This is a genomic window from Chondrinema litorale (assembly GCF_026250525.1).
GTDB classification, from domain to species: domain Bacteria; phylum Bacteroidota; class Bacteroidia; order Cytophagales; family Flammeovirgaceae; genus Chondrinema; species Chondrinema litorale.
Genome location: NZ_CP111043.1, coordinates 4,411,724 through 4,433,969, shown reverse-complemented (window position 1 = coordinate 4,433,969; position 22,246 = coordinate 4,411,724). Strand labels below are relative to the sequence as shown.

Annotated in this window: 14 protein-coding genes; 6 read left to right on the top strand and 8 right to left on the bottom strand. The window is 33.5% G+C overall.

Annotation, left to right across the window (positions count from 1 at the left end; translation table 11 throughout):
* Positions 1–57 precede the first annotated feature (57 nt).
* On the bottom strand, positions 58–4,614 hold the full coding sequence (locus tag OQ292_RS18305; protein ID WP_284683592.1) for an FG-GAP-like repeat-containing protein: 4,557 nt from the start codon (positions 4,612–4,614) through the stop codon (positions 58–60).
* A gap of 480 nt (positions 4,615–5,094) precedes the next feature.
* Between OQ292_RS18305 and OQ292_RS18300 the strand changes: the two genes are divergently transcribed.
* The gene (locus OQ292_RS18300) at positions 5,095–6,282 is read left to right on the top strand and encodes a pyridoxal phosphate-dependent aminotransferase (protein ID WP_284683591.1); all 1,188 of its coding nucleotides are present in this window, start codon (positions 5,095–5,097) and stop codon (positions 6,280–6,282) included.
* A 38-nt stretch (positions 6,283–6,320) separates the two neighbouring features.
* Positions 6,321–7,304: a bifunctional heptose 7-phosphate kinase/heptose 1-phosphate adenyltransferase gene (locus OQ292_RS18295; RefSeq protein WP_284683590.1), complete on the top strand. Its 984-nt coding sequence runs from the start codon at positions 6,321–6,323 to the stop codon at positions 7,302–7,304.
* Positions 7,305–7,345: 41 nt separating this feature from the next.
* Here the strand turns inward: OQ292_RS18295 and OQ292_RS18290 are convergent, their stop codons facing one another.
* From OQ292_RS18290 to OQ292_RS18280, 3 genes are all read right to left on the bottom strand, one after another.
* Positions 7,346–8,488 carry a DUF2911 domain-containing protein gene (locus tag OQ292_RS18290; protein WP_284683589.1) on the bottom strand — a complete coding sequence of 381 codons (1,143 nt, stop codon included), beginning with the start codon at positions 8,486–8,488 and terminating at the stop codon, positions 7,346–7,348.
* Positions 8,489–9,319: 831 nt separating this feature from the next.
* Positions 9,320–12,121, bottom strand: coding sequence for a tetratricopeptide repeat protein (locus tag OQ292_RS18285; protein ID WP_284683588.1), 2,802 nt, complete (start codon positions 12,119–12,121; stop codon positions 9,320–9,322).
* 35 nt (positions 12,122–12,156) lie between these two features.
* Positions 12,157–14,535: a TonB-dependent receptor plug domain-containing protein gene (locus OQ292_RS18280; RefSeq protein WP_284683587.1), complete on the bottom strand. Its 2,379-nt coding sequence runs from the start codon at positions 14,533–14,535 to the stop codon at positions 12,157–12,159.
* Between the two features lie 210 nt (positions 14,536–14,745).
* Between OQ292_RS18280 and OQ292_RS18275 the strand changes: the two genes are divergently transcribed.
* Together OQ292_RS18275 and OQ292_RS18270 are read left to right on the top strand one after the other, a co-directional pair.
* Positions 14,746–15,378 carry a hypothetical protein gene (locus tag OQ292_RS18275; protein WP_284683586.1) on the top strand — a complete coding sequence of 211 codons (633 nt, stop codon included), beginning with the start codon at positions 14,746–14,748 and terminating at the stop codon, positions 15,376–15,378.
* A gap of 89 nt (positions 15,379–15,467) precedes the next feature.
* Positions 15,468–16,472, top strand: a complete 1,005-nt coding sequence (locus tag OQ292_RS18270) for an IS701 family transposase (RefSeq protein WP_284683585.1) — start codon at positions 15,468–15,470, stop codon at positions 16,470–16,472.
* Between the two features lie 3 nt (positions 16,473–16,475).
* Here OQ292_RS18270 and OQ292_RS18265 read toward each other — a convergent pair whose 3' ends face one another.
* Positions 16,476–17,804 carry an ABC transporter permease gene (locus OQ292_RS18265; protein WP_284683584.1) on the bottom strand — a complete coding sequence of 443 codons (1,329 nt, stop codon included), beginning with the start codon at positions 17,802–17,804 and terminating at the stop codon, positions 16,476–16,478.
* Positions 17,797–18,720 (bottom strand): ABC transporter ATP-binding protein, encoded by a 924-nt coding sequence (locus tag OQ292_RS18260; protein ID WP_284683583.1) that lies wholly within the window; start codon positions 18,718–18,720, stop codon positions 17,797–17,799. Before OQ292_RS18260 ends, OQ292_RS18265 begins: the two co-directional genes overlap by 8 nt.
* Positions 18,721–18,848: 128 nt before the next feature.
* On the opposite strand from OQ292_RS18260, the gene OQ292_RS18255 reads away from it, so the two are divergent.
* Positions 18,849–19,028: a hypothetical protein gene (locus OQ292_RS18255; RefSeq protein ID WP_284683582.1), complete on the top strand. Its 180-nt coding sequence runs from the start codon at positions 18,849–18,851 to the stop codon at positions 19,026–19,028.
* A gap of 61 nt (positions 19,029–19,089) precedes the next feature.
* Here OQ292_RS18255 and fabG read toward each other — a convergent pair whose 3' ends face one another.
* Positions 19,090–19,836, bottom strand: coding sequence for a 3-oxoacyl-[acyl-carrier-protein] reductase (gene fabG, locus OQ292_RS18250; RefSeq protein WP_284683581.1), 747 nt, complete (start codon positions 19,834–19,836; stop codon positions 19,090–19,092).
* A gap of 152 nt (positions 19,837–19,988) precedes the next feature.
* On the bottom strand, positions 19,989–21,233 hold the full coding sequence (locus OQ292_RS18245) for an ADP-ribosylglycohydrolase family protein (protein WP_284683580.1): 1,245 nt from the start codon (positions 21,231–21,233) through the stop codon (positions 19,989–19,991).
* 197 nt (positions 21,234–21,430) lie between these two features.
* Here OQ292_RS18245 and OQ292_RS18240 point away from each other — a divergent pair, with 197 nt between their 5' ends.
* Positions 21,431–22,216, top strand: coding sequence for an O-methyltransferase (locus tag OQ292_RS18240; RefSeq protein WP_284683579.1), 786 nt, complete (start codon positions 21,431–21,433; stop codon positions 22,214–22,216).
* The last annotated feature ends 30 nt before the right edge of the window (positions 22,217–22,246 follow it).

Below are 22,246 nucleotides of genomic sequence, written 5' to 3'. Positions count from 1 at the left end.
AAAGAAAGGGTCTTTGGAATTCCAAAGACCCTTTCTTTTTTTATCATATATCAAAGCTTATCCTTTCAAAATTCTCTCAGTATAAACCTCTCCATCTTTTATGATGTGTATAATATGAAAGCCTGTTTTAAGAGCAGTTAAATCAATAATAGGATTTTCGACTTCACTCTCAAAAGATATCTCTAACTCGCCTGATAAATCGTAAATTTGTATAAGTGCGCCTGTCAAAACAATGTCTTCAGAACTTAATTGTATATAATCATCTGCAGGATTTGGGTATGAGCTAATTACCACTTCTTCTACTATAGTTGAAGTTAAATCAACATTTACTTTTTCTGAAGTGATTACACATCCACTCTCATTTGTTACTTCGACATAGTAGAAACCTGAATCAACTACAACCAAATCTGCATTGGTCTCATCAGAAAGTAAAATATCATTAAAATACCATTGGTAATTTATATATCCATTTGCCACACTCAATATATCACCAGATAATGTTGGAGTAATTATTTCTTTTTCTGTAAGACTTAAAGAAACTAATTGCCTTGTAGAAACTACTTCTCCATTACTAGAGATTGGAGTTACATAAAACGTTGTATCACCTTGGAGAAAAGAGGTAAAACTTGTTCCTTGATAAAAGGCAGAATCAGAAGTTAAGGAATTGTACCAGTAATAACCTTCAAACTCAGTTAATAGAATATTGATGGTATCGGCATTGCAAAATTTAATTTCTATATCAGATAAAACTGGTTCAGCAATTTCAATCACAAAACTTTTTGTTGATTGATTGACTCCTCCTAAAGTTGTATCTCCATTATCTTTTAATAAAATTTCAATTTGCTCTGAACCAAAAGCGGCCTCTTTTAAATCTAAGTGCAAATAGCCATATTCATTTGGTGAATAATAACTAAAGTAAGCATCGGCAATCAAAGAAGAATCACTTAATATCGAATTAATAGAGAATGATAAGCTTTGATAATTATCATCACCACTATTAATATTTGAAATGAGAACATCAACACTTTCTTCACCATATTGAACTACCTCTTTTTCAGCAATTGAAAATGTTGGAGTTTCATTAATATCTGTAATATAGATTTTAAGTGGAGTAATAACTGAAGCTCCTTGTTTATCGCTTACAGTAATTTCAATAGTATACCTACTTCTACTTTCATAATTGAAAGATGTGTTGCTAAACAGAGAATCATTACTTATATAGAAATTGTCATTATCTACTACTCCTGATTCCAATACAAAAGTATGCTCATCCCATGTATCGATATCCATTGCTTTAAGCGTAGAAATAAAATAGCCAGAAGTTTGATTCTCAGAGCACTTGTTATTTGCTAGCTGTACACCAGATGGCTTTGAATTATTGAGCCAAACATGGTTATATTCATCATTACTTATAATGAATAGATCTATATCTGCATCATCGTCAATTTTAGCTGCAGCAAGCTTGCGAGTGTCTTCATAGTTTAATTGCTGCATAGAATTCTCAAAATTTCCATTTCCGTCATTAAACCAGATTTCTACTGCATCATACCTATTAGCAAAAATTAAATCGTTGTCGCCATCGGTATCTAAATCTGCTGTAGTTAAGCTATAAGTATTCTCTTCTCCTAAGAATTGATTGCTGTTGGTGAATGTTCCATCACCATCATTCAACCAAATTTCATTTGCTCCATTAGGATTTGCTAAACCTAAATCTACAAAGCCATCATTATTAAGATCGCTTAAAACACCATTAAACAAATTTAAGCCTGTACTTATTATTTCTAAGTGTTGTATAAAAACACCTGAGCCATTGTTTATCCAAACTAGTTGATCACCCCCAGAACGGATTTCAACAATATCTAAATCATCGTCATTATCAACATCGCCAGAAAGAATTGCATAAGTCATGCTACTACTAAAACTGTTAGCACTTTGTGTAAAAGTAGCATCGCCATTATTTAACCAAATGGTATTTACACCATTAAAACTACCTATAACAATATCATTATCAGTATCTCCATCTATGTCTTGAGCGATGATGCTTAAACCATAGTTTTTACCTAGAATAGCCAAGCTTTTTGTAAAGTTTCCAGAGCCATCATTCAACCACAATGTGTTATAATCATTCCAATTGGCAAACACGATATCTAAATCACCATCATTGTCAAAATCTGCCGTGGCAATATCAAAAGTTGGTTTAGTATCGAAATTATTTGATGACAAAGTGAAATTTCCTAAACCATCATTTAACCATAAACTACTTTGTGCGCCTTGGTTAGCAACTAGCACATCATTATCACCATCATTATCAAAGTCTTCCAGAATTACATTTACACTGTTAGATTCTTGTAAATCTTCTGTCTCAGAGAAGAAACCTGAACCCGACTCATTTACATCTGTAATGTTAATCTGAATTTCTTTAGCTAAAACAGCATTATCCTCATCAGTAGCTTGTACTAGGATTACATAACTACTTTGGGTCTCAAAATCAAAACTTGCATTAGTAAAAAGAGAATCATCGATTAGATAAAAGTACTGGTAATCATCTTTATCTGTTGAAGCTAAAATTTCTAATTGAGGTTTAGTTGAATTATCACTGTCTTCAACTTCGATTTTACCTAAAAATGCAGGTGCTTCTACATTTTCAAAAATTGGATTGGCAGTTACTAATGTAATATCACTTGGAGCTTGAACTATATTATTGACTTGAATATCAAATTCTTTTTCATAAGAATCACCAGCTAGATCTGTTACACGAACTGCAATTTTGTAAGATGATTTAGTCTGATAATTAAAACTACCAGCGCTTAATAAACGATTTCCATCAATTATAAAAGCTCCAAAATCGTAACTTGTTCCTGAAATTAACTTATAAGTAAAAACATCTTTATCATTTTCATCAATTGTTGAGAATATTCCTACTGCTGATATTGCAGGAAGATTTTCATATATTTTATTCGAAGAAAGACTCAAACCTGTTGGTGCATCTGTCACATCATTCACAATAATGGTAAATTCCTTTTCGAAGACTTCACCATCAGGATCAGTAGCTCTTATTGAAATAGTAACAATTGTCTCTTCTTGAAAATAGAATCTTCGGTTTGTAAACAATGAATCATTGCTGATGTAAAAAGACTCATTACCTGAAAGTAATTCTAGTTGATGGCTATCTTCTATATTTTGATCAACGACATTAATTACTGAGACAAAATCTCCAATCTCTCCTAACTCATTTAAATCTGAATTAGTTAAACTGATATCTTCTGGAGCGACATTCTCATTAATTACTTCTATTCTAAAATTTCTCGATACTGTATCTCCATCTAAATCTGTTGCAATTAGATTAAAATCGAAAAAAGGTGCTGAAGAAAAATCAACTTTTTCTTTCAACACCAATTTGTTTTCATCTATAGTAAATGGAAGCGTATCAAGTTCTGTAATGCTATAAATATGTCTATCCAAAGAATCTCTATCTGTAGAACTCATTTCGGCTATCACTTCTCCAATAGCTGTATACTCACTAAAAGCCTGTTGTGAAATAGCTAAATCGAGAGGTGGATCAGGAACATTTAGTATTTCTATTTTTAAAGATTTTACAAGTGTGTCACCTTCAACATCTGTTGCTTTTATATAAATAATTGCCTGTGAAAACGCTCGATAATTAAATTCTTTTGAAGTAAATAATTGATGATCTTTAACACTGAAAAACTCATTTTCATTCAATTCTTCTACTTCGGCTAATTCTAATTGATGTACATCATTCTCAGTAGAGTCTAATACAGTAATATCTGCAACAAGAGTGTTTACTGGTAAAAATTCCTCTACAGAATTAGATGATAATTGAATATTATACGGGCGTACTTTGTTATTTAAAATGAATATTTCAAATTCAAGAACTTCCTCTTCCCCTGTATCTGTATTTACAGCTTTAACTTTGATAGAGTAAGTATCTTGTAGCTCATAATCGAAAGTGGTAAAACTAAATAATACTTTGCCAATAATGGTGAATTTTGCATTATCTGCTTCTCCTTCAATTAGTTCATATTCGTACTGAGACAGAGTATCTGAACTTGATAAAACACCTATCGTAGTACCAGAAGGTTTGTTCTCCAAAATCTCATTGCCTTCTAAATTAAACTCTATTGTTTCATTAATACATTGTTCAAAACTCGCTTTTTCACTTATTGTAACCCATTTTCCCCATTTCCAATGGTTATTTTTTTTCTCTTTTTTCTTCCACTTAACAACTGCAACATTGTGACCATGCCTTGTTTTTGTTTCAAAAAAGTTTTCACCGGGTTTGGCAGTAAAAATGTCTTTTTGTTTAGAACCATATAGATACCACAAAACTTTTATCTCATAGTTATTAGGGTTGTTTATTTGCCAACGGCAATAGTCATTGGGGGAATCGGAACAAACTGAAACAAGTTCTAAGTTACCATCCTTTTTCTTATCGTGCTTTTTGTGATGCTTATGATCCTTTTGATGTTTATGATCCTTTTGGTACTTATTATTAGAGTGATGTTTCTTTTGTGAAACTGCTATTTCTGAATCAAACAAAATCAGAAATAAAACCATAAATGATAGTAGACTGAATAAGTAATTTTTATTCATACAACGAAGTTTGATTGGAGTTAGTTAGGTTATTTTATTTTACTCAAAGCTATAAGTAAAGTTTAAATACCTGTAAACAGTAGACTTACATATAAATGAATAAATAGCTTAGTTTAATAACTATAATCTCATATTTAAGCATAACCTTACCTAAAACATTATCATTATAATTAAGCCCATTCATACGAAAACAAATCCTATAATTACTCAAAAGATAGAATTGATACTAAAACCCTTATGAATTTCAATAAAATGTGAATTTATTAACACTCAATAGAAAGATTTACTTACACAAAACAGGTTTTAGCAACATTAATCAATAAAGAATTACACCTAAACTCAAAAATTCATTTCTGTAAACCAGAGATTCAATTAAATTTGCCACGCTAAATATTGAAATGCTCATGATCTGCCCTGTTGGCATACAGTAGTTCAGCGATACATTTCAGTTTTCAAAAGAATATTTCTAAATCAAAAAATATGATTTCCGACAGATTAAAAGTATTATCAGAATCAGCTACTTTAGCTATGGCAGTTAAAGCCAGAGAATTACAGGCAAAAGGACACCATGTAATTAAGCTTAATCTTGGAGAACCCGATTTCCAAACACCTGATCACATAAAGACTGCTGCTAAACAAGCAATTGATGATGGCTTTACTTTTTACCCTCCAGTTGCCGGAATTCCCGATTTAAAAGAAGCTATTTGTGCTAAATTAAAAAGAGACAATCAGCTTGAATACTCGCCTGCAAATATTGTAGTGTCTGGTGGAGCTAAACAATCTATTGCCAATGTATTGCTTAGTATAATAAATAAAGGTGATGAAGTAATTATATTCACTCCTTATTGGGTAACCTATGTTGAGCAGGTGAAACTTGCCGAAGGTACTCCTGTAATCTTAAAAGGTGGAATTGAAAACGATTTTAAAGTAACTGCTGAAGAATTAAAAGCAGCCATTACTCCAAATACAAAAGCCATTCTTTTCTCATCTCCTTGTAACCCAACTGGTTCTGTATTTACTAAAAAAGACCTCGAAGAAATTGCTGAAGTGGTAAAAGCACATGAAAACATCACTGTAATTTCGGATGAAATTTATGAGTATATCAACTTCGACTCAGAACATTATAGCATTGCGCAAGTACCGGGAATGATAGACCGTACAGTTGTAGTAAATGGCTTTTCAAAAGGTTTTGCCATGACAGGCTGGAGATTAGGTTACATTGCGGCTCCAGTTTGGATTGCTAATGCTTGTAATAAAATTCAAGGTCAGATTACTTCTGGCACTAGTTCTATCTCTCAAAAAGCTGGTGTTGCTGCTTTAAATGGAGGTTTAGAACCTAGCAAAAAAATGACTGAAGCATACCTTAGAAGAAGAAACTTGGTAAAAGGCAAACTAGATGAAATTGAAGGTTTTAAAACCAACTTGCCACAAGGAGCTTTTTATATTTTTCCAGAAATTAGCTATTTCTTTGGCAAAACAGATGGTGAAACTACAATAGAAAACAGCTACGATTTTTCTATGTTTATTCTGAATGAAGCACACGTTTCTATAGTTGATGGAACTGCATTTGGAGACCCTGACTGCGTAAGAATATCGTTCGCTGCTTCTGACGAAGAACTTACTGAAGCAATTAGCCGAATAAAGAAAGCTGTAGCAAAGCTAAAATAGTTTTACAATATTTATAAACAACACTGAAATAATTCACTATGGTGAATCCAGAAAAACTCAGAGCAGATTTTTCTAATTTAAATGCACTCATTATCGGAGATGTGATGATTGACTCCTACGTATGGGGAAAAGTAAGTCGCATATCTCCTGAAGCACCAGTGCCAATAGTTAATGTAGACCGAAGAGAAATAAGATTAGGTGGAGCTGGTAATGTAGCATTAAATATAAAAGCATTAGGTGCAAACCCAATTTTGTGTGCAGTTACTGGTAATGATGATGAAAGTAGAAATGTGTCTTACTTGTTGGCTAAAAGAAAACTATCTACAGATGGTATTTTCTCTATAAATGACAGGCTTACTACTGTAAAACATCGTATTCTAGCTGGCTCTCAGCATATGATGCGCATCGATACTGAAACGGAAGAAGAGATTGCAGATATTGAAAAGGAGCGCATTCTTGATTATATCAAAGGAATGTTAGATCAGATTGATGTAATCATTTTTGAAGATTACGATAAAGGAGTACTTTCTGAAAGTCTGATTCAGGCAGTAGTTGAACTTGCAAAAAAGGAATCGATACCAACGATTGTAGACCCTAAAAAGAGAAATTTCTTAAGCTACAAAGGAGTATCTTTATTTAAACCAAACCTTAAAGAATTAAAAGAAGGTCTTAAAATAGAGTTTGATAAGAATGACTTAAATGCTTTAGATCAATCTCTTAACAAATTGAATGAAGTGATGCCAACAGAATCGTCTATGGTGACACTTTCTGAAAATGGTGTTTACATCAGCGATTTTAAAAACAAGCACCATATTAACGCGCATAAAAGAGAAATTGCAGATGTTTCTGGAGCAGGTGATACTGTAGTTTCAATTGCAGCGCTTTGTATGGCGGCAGGCTTACCACTAGATAAAATTGCGGCTATTTCAAACTTAGGTGGCGGATTAGTTTGCGAGCACTTAGGTGTTGTGCCAATAAATCTCGATACTTTACTCAGTGAAATAACAAGATTAAAAATATAAAAGCACTGTTAAAAGAGTGCTTTTATATTTTTAATGCTATATTAATTCTCTTCTTTCAATTTTTTAATTTCATTTTCATAATAAGGCAAGTTAGGTTTCTGAGAGTCAGGAATATTCTCTAGTGCAGCTTCCCAGTGTTTAATTGCCTTCTTATTTTCACCCATTGCCTCATATCCTCTTGCTAAACCGACATTCGTAGTAAAATTATCTTCAGGGTGTTTCTTTCTATTTAGCATGAAAATCTCCAATGCTTTTCCAGGTTTTTCTTCTGCCAACAAAGTTCTACCATAAACATGAATTTCTTGAACAGATGCAGTAGGATGCTCAATAGCTTCAGCCATTATTACTTCAGCTTCATCATTTCTATCTAACTTTTTTAATACATTCGCTTTTGCTTGCAATGTATTAAAGTTTTTTTGACCAACAAATGGTCCAGAAATCGCATAATCTGCCCATGTAAGAGCTTCTTCTAAATTGACATCATTTTGTACACAAAAATTTGCGGCTTGCACCCAACTTAAATAATTAAAACCACTAGAATTCTGTAATTCATTTCTAATTTCAGATAAGTATAATTCATTTATCGCAGGCACAGAAATGTCAAATGAAGCTTTCTTATTCTCCCATTGCAAATATGCAGTACAAGCATCTAGTTCACGATTATCGAAACCATAAGTTAAATATTCTGTAAATGGTGCTTCTGCTACTTTTGCTTTAATTCTAAGTGCATCGTCTTTTTCATTGTAAAAGTAGCTTCCCCATGCAGTCGAATTTTTTGAGAATATTACAGTCCATTCTGATCCTTCTTCTACAATCATGTGCAAGCCATAAGTTCCCGCTTTAAGTTCTTTTCCACCGATTGTAACATCATTTGAAACAGTGAAAACTGTATTTTCATTGGCGCCAGCACGCCAAGGAGCAGCCTCTGCTGTACCAAAACCCAAGTTATTCATTCCATAGGGTACTAATTCACCCCAAATTTTACCTTCTCTACTCGTACCATCTGGGCCAGTTACATCGGGGCTGTTATATGTAATATTCACTTCAACTGGCCCCATCCACTGAGAGATACTCGCCTTTTGATTTCCACCACTTGGAGGCAAAGATATATTCTGTGCTAACACAGAAGTAATGGATAAACATAAAATACTTAATGATGAAAATAGTAGTTTTATCTTCTTCATAATGTAATAGTTAATTTTTTGACACAAAAATTTAGATGATTTGAGTCTCAAGTTATCAATTATTAAAAGATAAACCTCTTCTAAAAAATATTTTCGGCGAAATGACTTTACAAACGGTTTTATTGGGATGATTAATGAATATGAAAAAATATTTTCATCTGTATTAGATCTTCTGAAATACTATTTACTATTAAGAATACAGTAAATGTTTGATGTAAGAATTTTTCTGATTGTTCAATTTTTACTGATCTTTTATAGCTATTAGTCAATAATACAATTTGAATGAATACTAACAGATATGAAAAAGCCAGCTTTTCATTTAGTGCAATGTTATTAAACCCATTCTATATGTTGGCTAACTACTTTACTTTAAACTCGCACACTTACTTTAATATCAGTCTTTGCTACATATTTTCACTTAATAAATAAATAATAATTCTATTCATTTAGAATTTAAAATGAGAACAAAAAAAAGAGGGAATTCCTTTGAAGAACTCCCCCTTTTTCACTGGTTCGTATTTACCCGTTATACGGTACCGTTACACAAACTGGGTTGAAAGTGCTATTATCATTAATAAAAGCATAGTAGCTGCAACGAGCTTATCTAACCCTTTCTTAATCACAAAATCTGAATTGAATAAACGCATAGTGTTGAACTGCTTTTTTATATTTAACAGTTTTTTAGTTTATTGATTTTTTAAAATTTGTTTATAATTCTTAAGATGTAAGTTTTTCATCTTAAAAAATCGAAACCCTTAACTACCATATATCTGGTGGATCTAAATTTCGGCGTGCGAAGGTAGTAATTTTTTATATTAAAAAAATATTATTTTATGATTTTTTCTGTCTAATTGGAAGAAATATTTTAAAAGATGTTCCTTCCCCTTTTTCAGATTCCACTATAATGTCTCCCTGATGCTGTTCTTTAATAATTCCATAAGAAATCGATAGGCCGAGACCCGTTCCCTCACCTACATCCTTTGTAGTAAAAAATGGATCAAAAATTCTGTTTTTTATATTGTTATCAATTCCGCTTCCATCATCTTTTATTTCGATCGCTACATTTTTTTCATCAAGCATACTCGTTTTAATAAATATATTCCCTTTGCTATTAATCGCCTGTATAGCATTGTTTACGATGTTCATAAATACCTGATTAACTTGACCTGGCAGGCAGTCTACTTTAGGAATATTTCCAAAATCTGTATGCAGCTCTATGCGGTCACGCATTTTGCTTTTTAATAAGGTAATAGTTGAGATTAATCCTTGATTTATGTCTGCAAGTTTATAATCGTTTTCGTCTAATCTGGAGAAGTTTCTTAAACCTAATACAATTTCTTTTGTACGTAATGCACCTTCTTCAATACCAAATAATAAGTCATCAACCTCGCCAATTAATATATCCAATTCTAGATGACTACAAAGGTTTTTAATATCAGAAATGAGTTCATCTTTATTGTATCCATTTTCGAAACCCCTCACCTTTTCAAGCAATTGCTTAATGTCTGCTATATCTCTTTTAAGCGGATTTATATTGCCAGATATAAAGTTTATAGGATTATTAATTTCGTGTGCTATACCGGCTGTTAATTGACCCAAAGAAGCCATTTTTTCTGATTCTATTAACTTTATTTGAGCCGTTTTTAACTGCTTAAGTGTATCTTCTAATTGACTGTAAGAATTTCTAATAGCATCTCGCTGATCTGCCAACTCTGAGTTTTGTTTCTCAATCTCATTATTCTTGCGCTCTAATTCATCATGGCTTTTAATAATCTCTTCATTTGCCTTTTTCAGGTTTTCCGATTGCGTGAGCACTTCTTCGGTCTTATGTTCTAGCTCAATGTTTTTATTATTGATTTCATCTTTCTGAACTGCTAAAATTCTATTTTGCCTGCGAGCTGTATAAAGCCACATAATCGTCATGATAAAGCCAACAATCACAAAAAGAAAGATAATTTTGCCCACCATTGAAACTTGATTTTTCAATTCGAGCTCTTTCTGTTTTAGCATTAATGCACTTTCCTTTTTTTGAAGATCAGCTTGTTGCAATTTATTTTTTGCTTCTAGCATTTCACTCTTTCGCAGTTCTTCTAAGCGCGATCTTTCCCGATCTTTTATTTCAAGTTCTTTACGCCGTTGCTCTTCCTCCAGATTGATAATTTTAAGTCTTTGTATTTCCAGTTCGACTTGCCTTATTTTTTTGTCGTTTTCAAGTTGTTCTTCTTTGCGTACATACTCTTGAATCTCCTTCTCAGCTTCGAGCAACTGCAAGTTTTGCATCAACTGTTTATTTACAAAATCCTGCCTTTGTTCTTCGGCAAGTTTCTCTCTAAGCTCCTGATCTTTTCTATCTAGCTCTTCGTTTAGCTTTCTCAACCTTTCAGTTTCAACATTCCTTTCTCGTAAAATGGAATCCCTTACAGAGAGATGCATTTTATAGAATTGCAAAGCTTCTTCGTAATCACCGTAATATTGTAGTATCTCAGATTTTAAACTATAGGCTTCAGCAAGCACTTCCCCAGAACCACCCATTTGAGATTTCTCTATGACACTTTCGGCATGTTCATTCGCATTGTGGTAATCGTTGTTTTGCAAATAAACCTTTGCGATTAAATCGTGGATTTTGGCTGCTCCTACCCAATCGTTTTTGCCATCTTTAATCGCTAAAACTTCATTCAGATAATCTATTGCCAATTCAGGCTTTCCCAGATTTTGATAGGTTATACCTATATTTAAGAGTGTTTTTTCATTTTCTATACCATCACCATATATTTTTTCATCTAGCTCATAAGCCTGCATATAACTCTCTAATGCCTGTTCGTAATCGCCAAGTTTAGAATGAGTGAAACCGATATTATTATAAGTAGCAGCCAGCCCGACAGTATCTTTAATCGCAAAATAAATAGAAAGCAATTCTTGATTTCGAGCTAATGCGAACTTGTAATTTGAGTTAAGGTTGTAGATGTTTATAAGCTTACTCAGGGTTTTAAGCTGACCTAATATATGAGACTGAATTTTATAGATATTGAGTATCCGCTCAAAACTCGTAATGGCATCATCATAATCTTTGAGTGCAATATTAATATTCCCAGCTTTTGTCAAAACCTCAATCTGTCCATCAAAGTTTTTTTCTTTATTATAAATTGAATAAGCTTCATTATAATACTCTGTTGCCGTTTGCATGGCATTCTGTTTCTCGTAAATTTTTGCTACTTCAATGAGGTTATTGGTGAGTAAATTATAATCTGCACTATCTGTAGAAATAAGCAAGCTGTTAGCTTCTAAATAATTTCTTACTGCAATGGTATAAACTTCTCTCAATCCATTAATTACTGCTTTATTATGCAAACACAGCGCTTTGCCATAATTATACGAAACCAAATTTGCCAAAACCCAAGAACTGTCTGACATGACTAAGGCCTCTTCTATTCTATTTTGATTGAGTAGCGTTTCTGTTCTGAGATTTAATGTATCTACCTTGTTAATTACTAATGAGTCTGATTGACTTTGAGAGAAACCAGTGCTTAGAACAAAGCAGCTAAGAACAAAAAATACAGCACCCCTGTAAGTAAAAACTACAGAGTTGTAATGCATTTTTATTTTATGTTGAGACTCAGGTTTAATTTTCAACATCTGCCTGCCCGAATTAATTTATTTTAAAATTAGACTCAATTCAAGTTAAATCGCAAACCTACTTGAGTATTTCTTGCCAGTTGTGGATTGTATAATAAATCTACATCTAAACCTGTAGCTCCAATACCACCATACTTTGCATCAAAAACATTTTTCATCCTAAAAAATGCCGATACATTTTCGCTCACTTTGTAATCTGCCAATATATCTAATGTGTAATATCCATCATTTTTGAATAATGGATTATTAAATGCCTCATAACTTGGTGTATATCTTCTATACCATCCACCCATACAAATATTTTCAAAATTTAGATATAGCTTTTCAAACAAGGTAAAATTTAGTTTTAACTGAGCCATAAACTCTGGCATCATTCTAAAATCATTGAGATTACCTTTATTTTCTGCTAATCGTTCTTTGCCTTCAGAAAAAGTAATATTTAAATCAAAGCCTGCATTAATGGGTTTGATCAAATTTCTACCTCGCAAAGAAACTTGTAAACCAGCTAAAGATGCTTTTGCCTCATTGCTATTAATATTGGTTCGCGTATCAGAATCAAAAGGACTAGCATTAGGATATTTTAATGTATCAATCGGAATTACCACACCTTTTATCAAGTTGGTGATTCTATTGTAGAAAAAAGATACGCTTAAATTTAAATTCTCCGAAAAATTATGCTTTATACTACTTTCGAAAGATTGAAAAATTTCTGGTTCTAAATCGGTATTGGGTGTAACTGCATAAATGGCAAGACTGTCTGGAATATCGTAAGTTAAGCCCAATGAATAATAGATAACAGAAGATGCCGGAGCTTTAAAAGCTGTACCAAATGAAGCTTCTATACTGGTCGAACTTGTAAACTTATAAATCGCCGCAGCTCTTGGATTAAAAGTAGCACCATACAAAGAACTATTGTCTGCCCTAAAACCTGCAATCAAATTAAACTTTTGGTAAGTGGCATAAAGTTGAATAAAGCCTGCTATATTCTTAAAGTTTACCGGATTATAGCCAAAATCACCTAATATCGGATCGGGCTCAGGTATATAATCTTTAAATGGCTTATAATTTTGCGGATCGAATGGCTCGAAAAGTTCATTGGTTTTAGGTAAGTTACTAGAGTATTGAAATGAAATTCCGGTAACCAACTCAAAGTTTTTATGGAAATTATAACTCACTAAATGCTCACAAAAAAAATCGTCTGATGCCTGATAGATATAAGAAAAATTGCCATCATTGTACGTGGCAGAAAAAGTGGTGTTCTTATCTTGCCTGTGTCTTAAATAAGAAAAGTTAGTGGTAGTACTTAAATTATCAGTTAGGTTATTATTATAGCTTAGTGTGAGTCGCTGAATGGTTTCTGCAAAATATATTTGAGGGAATTCATATGTATAAAGATAATTACTTCTACCCAAAGAAGGATAATCTCTACGATACATACTATTTGCTGTTAATCTAAAACCTTTGTAAGTAATCTCAGCTCCCAACATATTAGACTGCTGAGAGATGGTTTGCAGCTTATCACGGTAATTCAACAAATTATCGACAAAGTAATCTTCTTTTATTTCTTTTTGAATATCTTCTGGAACATCGGCTTCTTCAAACCTTTCATCTAGATATTCTTCTGAAAAATCTAGTGGATCTTCTGGAGTGAATCCATATCCATCCCAATCAAAATATATATCAGTATCGTTTAGCAAAACATAATACATGGGATTGTAAATATCTTTGTGACCTTCATAAATATCTAGTCGGTCTCTTTTAAAACTTGAGCCATAAATCGAATAGGTAATCGTATTAACATCCTTACCTGTTTTTCCACCCAACATAAAGTTTAGGTATTTATAGCCATCACTTCCCGTTTCTATATTTCCTTGAGCAAAAAATCCTTTATCTGCTTTTTTAGTAATAATGTTTATTACTCCGGCAGTTGCATCAGCTCCATATAATGCTGAAGAAGAACCATAAATTATTTCAATTCTTTCGGCTTGCCTAATCGGTAATTGCGCACCAAGTGGTATGCCTCCCAAAACAGAAGGCTGAATGGGAATTCCATTAATAAGAATTTTGGTATAGGTATTTCCTATAAATCCTCTAAACAAAAAAGTTTCCCCTTCCTCACCTGAACCTGGTTGAGAAACCTTAATCCCCGGCATACTTTTTAACACATCTACCAGTGTTACATAGCCATTTTTTAAGATTTCTTCGCGCTCAATTACCGTCACTGTAAATGGTAAATCATTTATAACTTTATTCGATCTACTGGCAGAGAAAATTTGAGGTTTATCTCGATCTACATTTGAGGTAATATCTGTAAATGTTAGTACATCTCTTTCAAGATTTTCTTGATATTCTTGAGCATACAAAGAACTTAAAAATGAGGCATTTACAATTACAAAAAACAACACCAAGCGCATAGTAAAAAATTGAGCTATTCAATAATGATAGTAATGGTGATATATTAGATATTATCTTTCTATACGGTTATATACAAAGTTATGTGTTGGTTAAAGGAATAAATTTTAAGATAATATCCAATTGAAATCGGTATTTACTTTTGTTTACAATTTAAAGAGCTTCAATATATAATCATTGCTTATATTCAGTAAAAAAAGCGAACAAGCTCTATGGATAAATTTACTACTATACTTTCTATCATCTTATTATTTATACTTTCTTCGCCCATTTCAAAGGCACATAATTTTGATCCATTTATTTCTTATCAAGATACGGTAGTTAAAAAAGTAATTGAACCTATTGATGCAACTTACTATGGAGAAGTAAAAATTAAAATTGCCAACTTTAAAGGTGATGCCACTCCTATTTTTGGGATAAATATAAAAAGGAAATTTACTGATAAAATACAAGCAGGCTTAGGCTTTGAGACTACTATGAGTAATTTTCAACCATCTGCAGAAGAAGACCCTGATGTATTTTACCATCTTTATTATGGCGGACTCGCACTTGAGTATTTATACCAACCCACAAAATTAATTTCGATTTCTACTCCATTATTTATCGGTACAGGTATTAGCAAATTAAATACTGTAGAAGGTGCTGTAGTCGATGGCAGAACTAAAGACAAAGTATTAGTAATTACTCCTGGTATTAGAGCAAATATGTTTATAGCTCCCAAAATGGCCATTAATATTGGATTAAATTACAGGCTTGTAGCTTTAGTTGATGATTCAAGAAATTTAGGCAGTGGAGATTTTAGCGGCCTTGAAGCTGCTTTAGGATTTAAATTCAATATTCGCTAAAGTTTATTGATTAGGACTTACGCAATATTAAATTTCTCTAGCAAAAATGCTCAAAATTTGAGAGATTGTTTTTTTTAATACTAATTTATATGGATAAATCTCTGTACATATCATATCTTCTCCATACTCACGGGAATTATACCTGTACCCACATGGCAGCCCATTCTATGGATGTCAGTCATGACCAAGTCACACGTTTTCTAGCCCATTCTAAATTTACCTCTTCCGACCTGTGGGATATTGTCAAGGGCCATCTCCAAGATAGCCCAGACTCATTTATCCTTGTCGATGACAGTGTTCAGGCAAAGAGGTATTCCCGGTATATAGAATTGGCCAAAAGGCAGTACTCAGGCAATGAGCATGGCCTAGTCAATGGGATCAATCTGGTAAACATGGTACACAGCAATGGCATTGATGGGGATTACTATCCTATCGATTACCGAATCTACCACCCAGAAACGGATAAGAAGACCAAGAATGACCATTTCCAGGAGATGTTCACCCGAATGACCATGCGTAAAGACCTGAAAGCCAAAAAGATACTTTTTGACAGCTGGTATGCTTCCATGGACAACCTTAAGCTTGTGCACAGAAGCGGCTGGACATTCTTCACTACCCTGAAGAGCAACCGCCAAGTCAGCCTATCCAGAGACACAGGGATGCAGGCTGTGGGCACAGTCGAGCTTTCCGGTAGGCAACTGCTGGAAGGCGTACAGGTCAAACTCAAAAAATACCCTTACCCCGTCAAATTATTCAAGATAGTCTCCCTAAACGGGGACATTGAATGGGTGATCACAAATGATCTATCGGACAGGATGAATGTATTTGAGGCCGAAAACGAATCCCAGATCAGATGGCAGATTGAGCAGTTCCACAGGGAATACAAACAGCTTACAGGCTCTGAGAAGTGCCAATGCCGAAAGGCAATCTCCCAGAGGAACCATCTAGCTTGCTGCTACCAGGCTTGGATAGGGCTGAAACTCCTTGCAAAACAGTTGAAAACAACACTCTATCAAATCAAAGTACTTCCGTTCAGCAACTATCTTAAACAGATTCTTGCTAATCCTATTATCATTTTTAACTTAAATGCGTAAGTCCTATTGATAAAACATCCACCTAATTAGCTCTTTAAAACTGGCTTTTTTACCATACATTAATATACCAACTCTATAGATTCTTCCAGCTAACCACGTGGCAATAATAAAACCTAAAACCAAAATTCCCATTGAAACAAACAATTGCCAATTTACTCCAATAAATGGCAACCTGATCATCATAATTACAGGTGAAGTAAGTGGAATAAATGATAACCACATGGCAATAGCACCATTTGGTTCAGATACGATGATGCCTGAAACCGCTATGGAAATAATGAGTGGTACTGTAACTGGTAACATAAATTGCTGTGTATCTGTCTCGCTATCTACAGCAGCACCAATTGCACCAAAAAGTGCAGCATAGAGTAAATACCCGAACAAGAAGTAAAATACAAATGCGCCTAAGATCAATGGAAAATTAATAGTACTTATCGCCTTTAGCATTTCGTTTTGAGGCATTTCTTTCGCTTGATCTACTACTTCTGAACCAGCTTGTTGTACCATTCCAGAATTGGCTGTTCCATTAATTTCGCTATAATCAATCCCTAAAACCAGACTGGAAACACTAATTACGATTATGCCTAATAATACCCAGATCATTAACTGAGTAAAGCCTACTGCTGCAATGCCTATAATTTTCCCCATCATTAATTGAAATGGTTTTACTGATGAGATAATCACCTCTACAATTCTGGTTGTTTTTTCTTCAATTACCCCACGCATCACCTGAGCACCATATAAAAAGGTAAAGAAATAAACTAACAAGCCTCCTAACATGCCTATAATGGTGGAAGCAACCACACTCATATCTTGCTCACCATCGTCACTAATATTTAATAAATCGACAGATACATTGGCATTAACACGATTAATTACTTTCTGATTTACACCTATTTTTTGCCATCTAAGCTTCTCTATTTCTTTCTGAATAATAGAAGTAATCATAGATTTTAATACTGCAGAAACACCTTCTCCCTGTCTGGAATATAATCTGATGCCTTGCGGATTATCTATATTAATTGCTGGAATACAAAGTAAGGCAGAAAGAGAATCATTCATTAAAAATGATATCTTGGCATCATCACAATTCTTCTCGTCAATATCTATAAAAAAGGTTTTATCATCATCTTTAAACTTTCCAGCAAAAAGACCACTTTCATCCTTTATAGCAATTATTTTATCTTCAGTTCCGGTTTGGGTAAGCCAGATCGGCACGATATAAATAGTTGCAAGCAAAAGAGGTCCAAGTATCGACATGATGATAAAAGACTTCTTTCTTACTCTGGTAAAGTATTCTCTGGAAATTATTAAAGATATTTTATTACTCATCAATGTTCTCCTCTTCTTTAGTACCAACCATTTTTATAAAAATCTCATCCATAGAAGGAATATGCTCTTTTACTTCGTGAATCTCATAATCTGTAACTAAGCCAGAAATGAGTGCATTGAGATTTTTGTCTGTAGATTTAATCCAGTTTTTCACATAATTGCCAGCCTGTGCAGATTCCAGCACTTCGATATCTAAACCATTTGGTTCAATAGCTTTGTTTGTAAGTACAGTAAAAGTATTGGTGCTAAAAGATGCCTTAATTTCTTCTTTTGTGCCTTCAATTACTTTTTTAGAATTGTTGATTAGTGCAATGTTGTCGCAAAGTTCTTCTACCGATTCCATGCGGTGTGTAGAAAAAATCACTGAACAACCTTTATTTTTTAATCTTAAAATTTCTTTCTTAATCACATTGGCATTTACCGGATCGAAGCCTGAGAAAGGTTCGTCTAGAATAAGTAATTCAGGCTCGTGAAGTACAGTGGCTATAAACTGAATTTTTTGTTGCATCCCTTTTGAGAGCTCTTCCACTTGTTTATTCATCCACGATTTAATCTCAAATTTTTCAACCCAATACTTAAGTCTTTGATTTACTTCGTGTTTAGATAAGCCTTTTAATCTAGAAAGATACATCAACTGCTCTCCCACTTTCATCTTTCTATACAAACCTCTTTCTTCTGGCAAATAGCCCATTCTACTTGTATGCTGCGGGGAAAGTGGCTCATTGTTAAAGTATACATTACCTTGGTCTGCCACTGTAATTCTGGTAATAATTCTAATAAGCGAAGTTTTACCTGCGCCATTTGGCCCTAATAAACCATAAATACTACCTTTGGGAATAGAAAGACTTACATTATTCAGCGCAAGGTGTTTGTCATACCTTTTGACTACATTTTCAACTTTAACAATCTCCTCCAAGTACAAAAAATAAATTTAGTAAAACAGTAATGCTCTTTAAATGATTATATCAGTATAAGCTAAAATGCTATAACCGAACGATTTATATGATATTCCTGTTTTATAATTGAAAAAACAAAATCAAACCCATGAAAAAAAGTAAAAATAAGCAGAAACCCAAAGTTCACAACGAATTGGATGGTTTTGATATAAAAGTTAACTCTTCCGGTGAAATTGAATCAACTTACTCGATTGATGAGTTGAACAAGTTTTTAAACAAGAATGTGGAAGACAAAAAACTCAAAGGAAGAGACGATATCGAAAAATAAATTTATTAGATAATAAAAATCCCGTTTTGCAACGGGATTTATTTTTTTATATCATTTACTATTAGGTATTCATACCTCCATTAATTTCTACAACTTGTCCTGTGATGTACTGAGACATATCTGAACCAAGGAATACAGCCAAATCAGCCACTTCTTCAGACTTACCAGCTCTCTTTAATGGAATAGCATTTTTCCATTCTTCCACCACTTTAGGATCAAGAATTCCAGTCATTTCAGTTTCGATAAAGCCCGGAGCAATTACGTTTGCTCTAATGTTTCTAGAACCAAGCTCTAATGCTACTGATTTTGTGAAACCAATAATACCTGCTTTAGAAGCTGCGTAGTTAGCCTGACCAGCATTACCTCTTACTCCAACCACAGAACTCATGTTTACAATTGAACCACTTTTCTGCTTCATTAAAGTACGACAAGCAGCTTTGGTTAAATTGAATACTGATTTTAGGTTTACATTGATTACATCGTCGTATTGCTCTTCAGACATTCTCATTAAAAGACCATCTTTAGTAATACCTGCATTGTTAATCAACACATCTAAAGAACCGAATTCTTTTACAAAGTCGTTGATCAATTGCTCAGAAGCAGCATAATTAGAAGCATCAGAACGAAAACCTTTTGCTTTAATGCCATACTCCTTTAATTCATTCTCAAGTGCTTCTCCCTTCTCTACACTAGAAAGGTAGGTAAAACCTACGTTCGCTCCTTGTTCTGCAAATTTTATAGCAATAGATTTTCCTATTCCTTTCGATGCGCCTGTAATCAGTGCATTTTTACCTTCAAGTAACTTCATTATTTTTTAATATTTTAATTATGCTTAAAAGCTTATTTGGCAAATTTCTAAATTTTTTAAGAATTGACAACCCCTAAAGCTGATAATGAATTGGTTTTAAGCTATTTCTTTAGGTTCAAAACAACAACTTTAGTCAACTTCTATAAGTAATCTTAATAATCTACTGGTATACTATACCAAACTTCGCCGTCTTTTTCGAACATTCTTCCACCATTATAAAAGATGGCCTGTTCAGTAATTTTCAAAACTCTTTCGCTTAAATCTTTTATGCTAAAAGTTACTGGCAAATTATCTCTACTGTAATTTACATACCTATCGTTAAATGGCTCACTCCACTTTTTTTCGCCCCTCAGACCCAATGTGTATTTTTCTGGAATCACTTTAGAGCCACTCATAATTCCAATTAAACCAGCACTTGTTGCCGCTTGGTTGTCGCAATCGTAACCAGCCGAAACAGCAATACTAATGGTTTTTTCAAAATCTCCTTCACCATATAAAATAGCCATAATGCCACACAAACCATTATTGAGCGAAGAAACTACTGAGACAGGTGCTTCATAATCTCCCTTCTTATATGCATAGTATTTTTCGTGAATATTCTTTCTGGTCTTCTTCCAATCTTTTTCTTCATTATGCCATTTAATTACATCTTGCATGCCTTCTTTAAAAGGGCTTCCATCTGGAATTTGTGCATAAGCAAGATCAACCAATTTATTTACATCCTTCTCAAAAAATCCGGCACTATACATCACTGCATAAGCAATTGTCGGATGTGTTCCCCAATCGTCGTTCGTAATTCTTGCTCCCCATTCTGCTCGCTCGGCTGCTTTTTGCGTCATGCCGGGATAAAACACACTCCAAATCTCATTTACCAGTTGCGGGTCTATTTGAAACCAGTTTTCATTATTTTCTTTTTTGCCAGTTTCTGGTGGAAGCATTCCAGTTTCCATTAAATCTCTGGCTGTTTTATTTGCTACCCAAATTTGCCTGTTAATGTGTTTTTTCCACATTTCAGTAATTTCAGTATAGTTTAAGTCTAAACCGTATTTTTCTACTGCATGCAAGGTAACCAACTCAATATCGGTATCATCATCAGAAAGAATTCCATCTAGCCCTTCAGCAACAATGGGCAAGTAACCACGAATATCGTCTAAATTCATTGTTAGATCTGGCGTATTATCTTTTATGGTGTAATACCTATCTACCATAATCGGCATCTCTTTTTCCACATAGCAATTTTCAAAAGGGAAACCCAGACTTGTACCTACAATTTGCCCTATCCAGTAAGCATAGATTTTATCTTTAATTTCGGCTCTGGAAATTTCTTTATATTGTTGTGCTTTGAGGTTTAAGCAAAAAGTTGAGACAATCGCAAAAAGTAGAATTTTTCGTACCACCCTTGTTTCGTTTAGTTTAAAAAAGCCAAAATACATAAAATGTCGATCAATCTTATACTATAGAATTATCCATTTTAAAGAATACATTAAGCAGATATCGTAGAAAAATGATTTGATTGCAAGACTATTATTTTAAACACTTTTTATTCATTTCTTAGCTGTTTATCTTTCAGGCTAAATTGCAAATCTAAAAATACGTGACGGACAAAATTTTTACTGCTAAACACTATCTCAACTACCAATTAAAAGCAACAAATGCGCATGGGATCCACTCGCCTTTTGTTTTTAAGTTGTATAATGAAGTTATTAACTCAAATAAGTATTTCTATGCTTTTGATGATATTGAAGACCTTCGTATCGACTTATTAGAAAGTGATTCAGTGATAGAAGTGAAAGACTTTGGCGCAGGTTCTAAGGTTTTTAAATCTAACCAAAGAAGCGTTTCTAAAATGGCAAAATACGCTTTGAGTGATGAAAAAACTGGCCAGATGCTTTTTAGATTAATAGAATTTTTAAAACCAGAAACCATTTTCGAATTAGGCACTTCACTTGGCATTAATACACTTTATCTTGCAAAAGCTTGGCACAAAGGGAATGTAAGCACTTTTGAAGGCTGCCCTGAGACTTTAAAAATTGCTCAACAAAACTTTAAAAAACTTAATGTCAATATTAAAGCGGTAGAAGGCAATATAGATGAGACTCTACCTAAAGCATTACAAAAAAACGATAAGGTAGACTTTGTTTTTTTTGATGCAAACCACAGAAAATCAGCCACACTCAAATACTTTCATGCTTGCTTAGAAAAAGCACATGAAAATACAGTTTTTGTGTTTGATGATATATATTGGACAAAAGATATGGGTGAAGCTTGGGAAGCAATTAAAAATCATTCTGAGGTGATGCTATCCATCGATCTTTTTGATTTAGGATTAGTCTTTTTTAGAAAAAACCAACCAAAACAACATTTTTTGTTACGATTCTGATTATTTCATTTTAGTATTGTTTAGTATAAC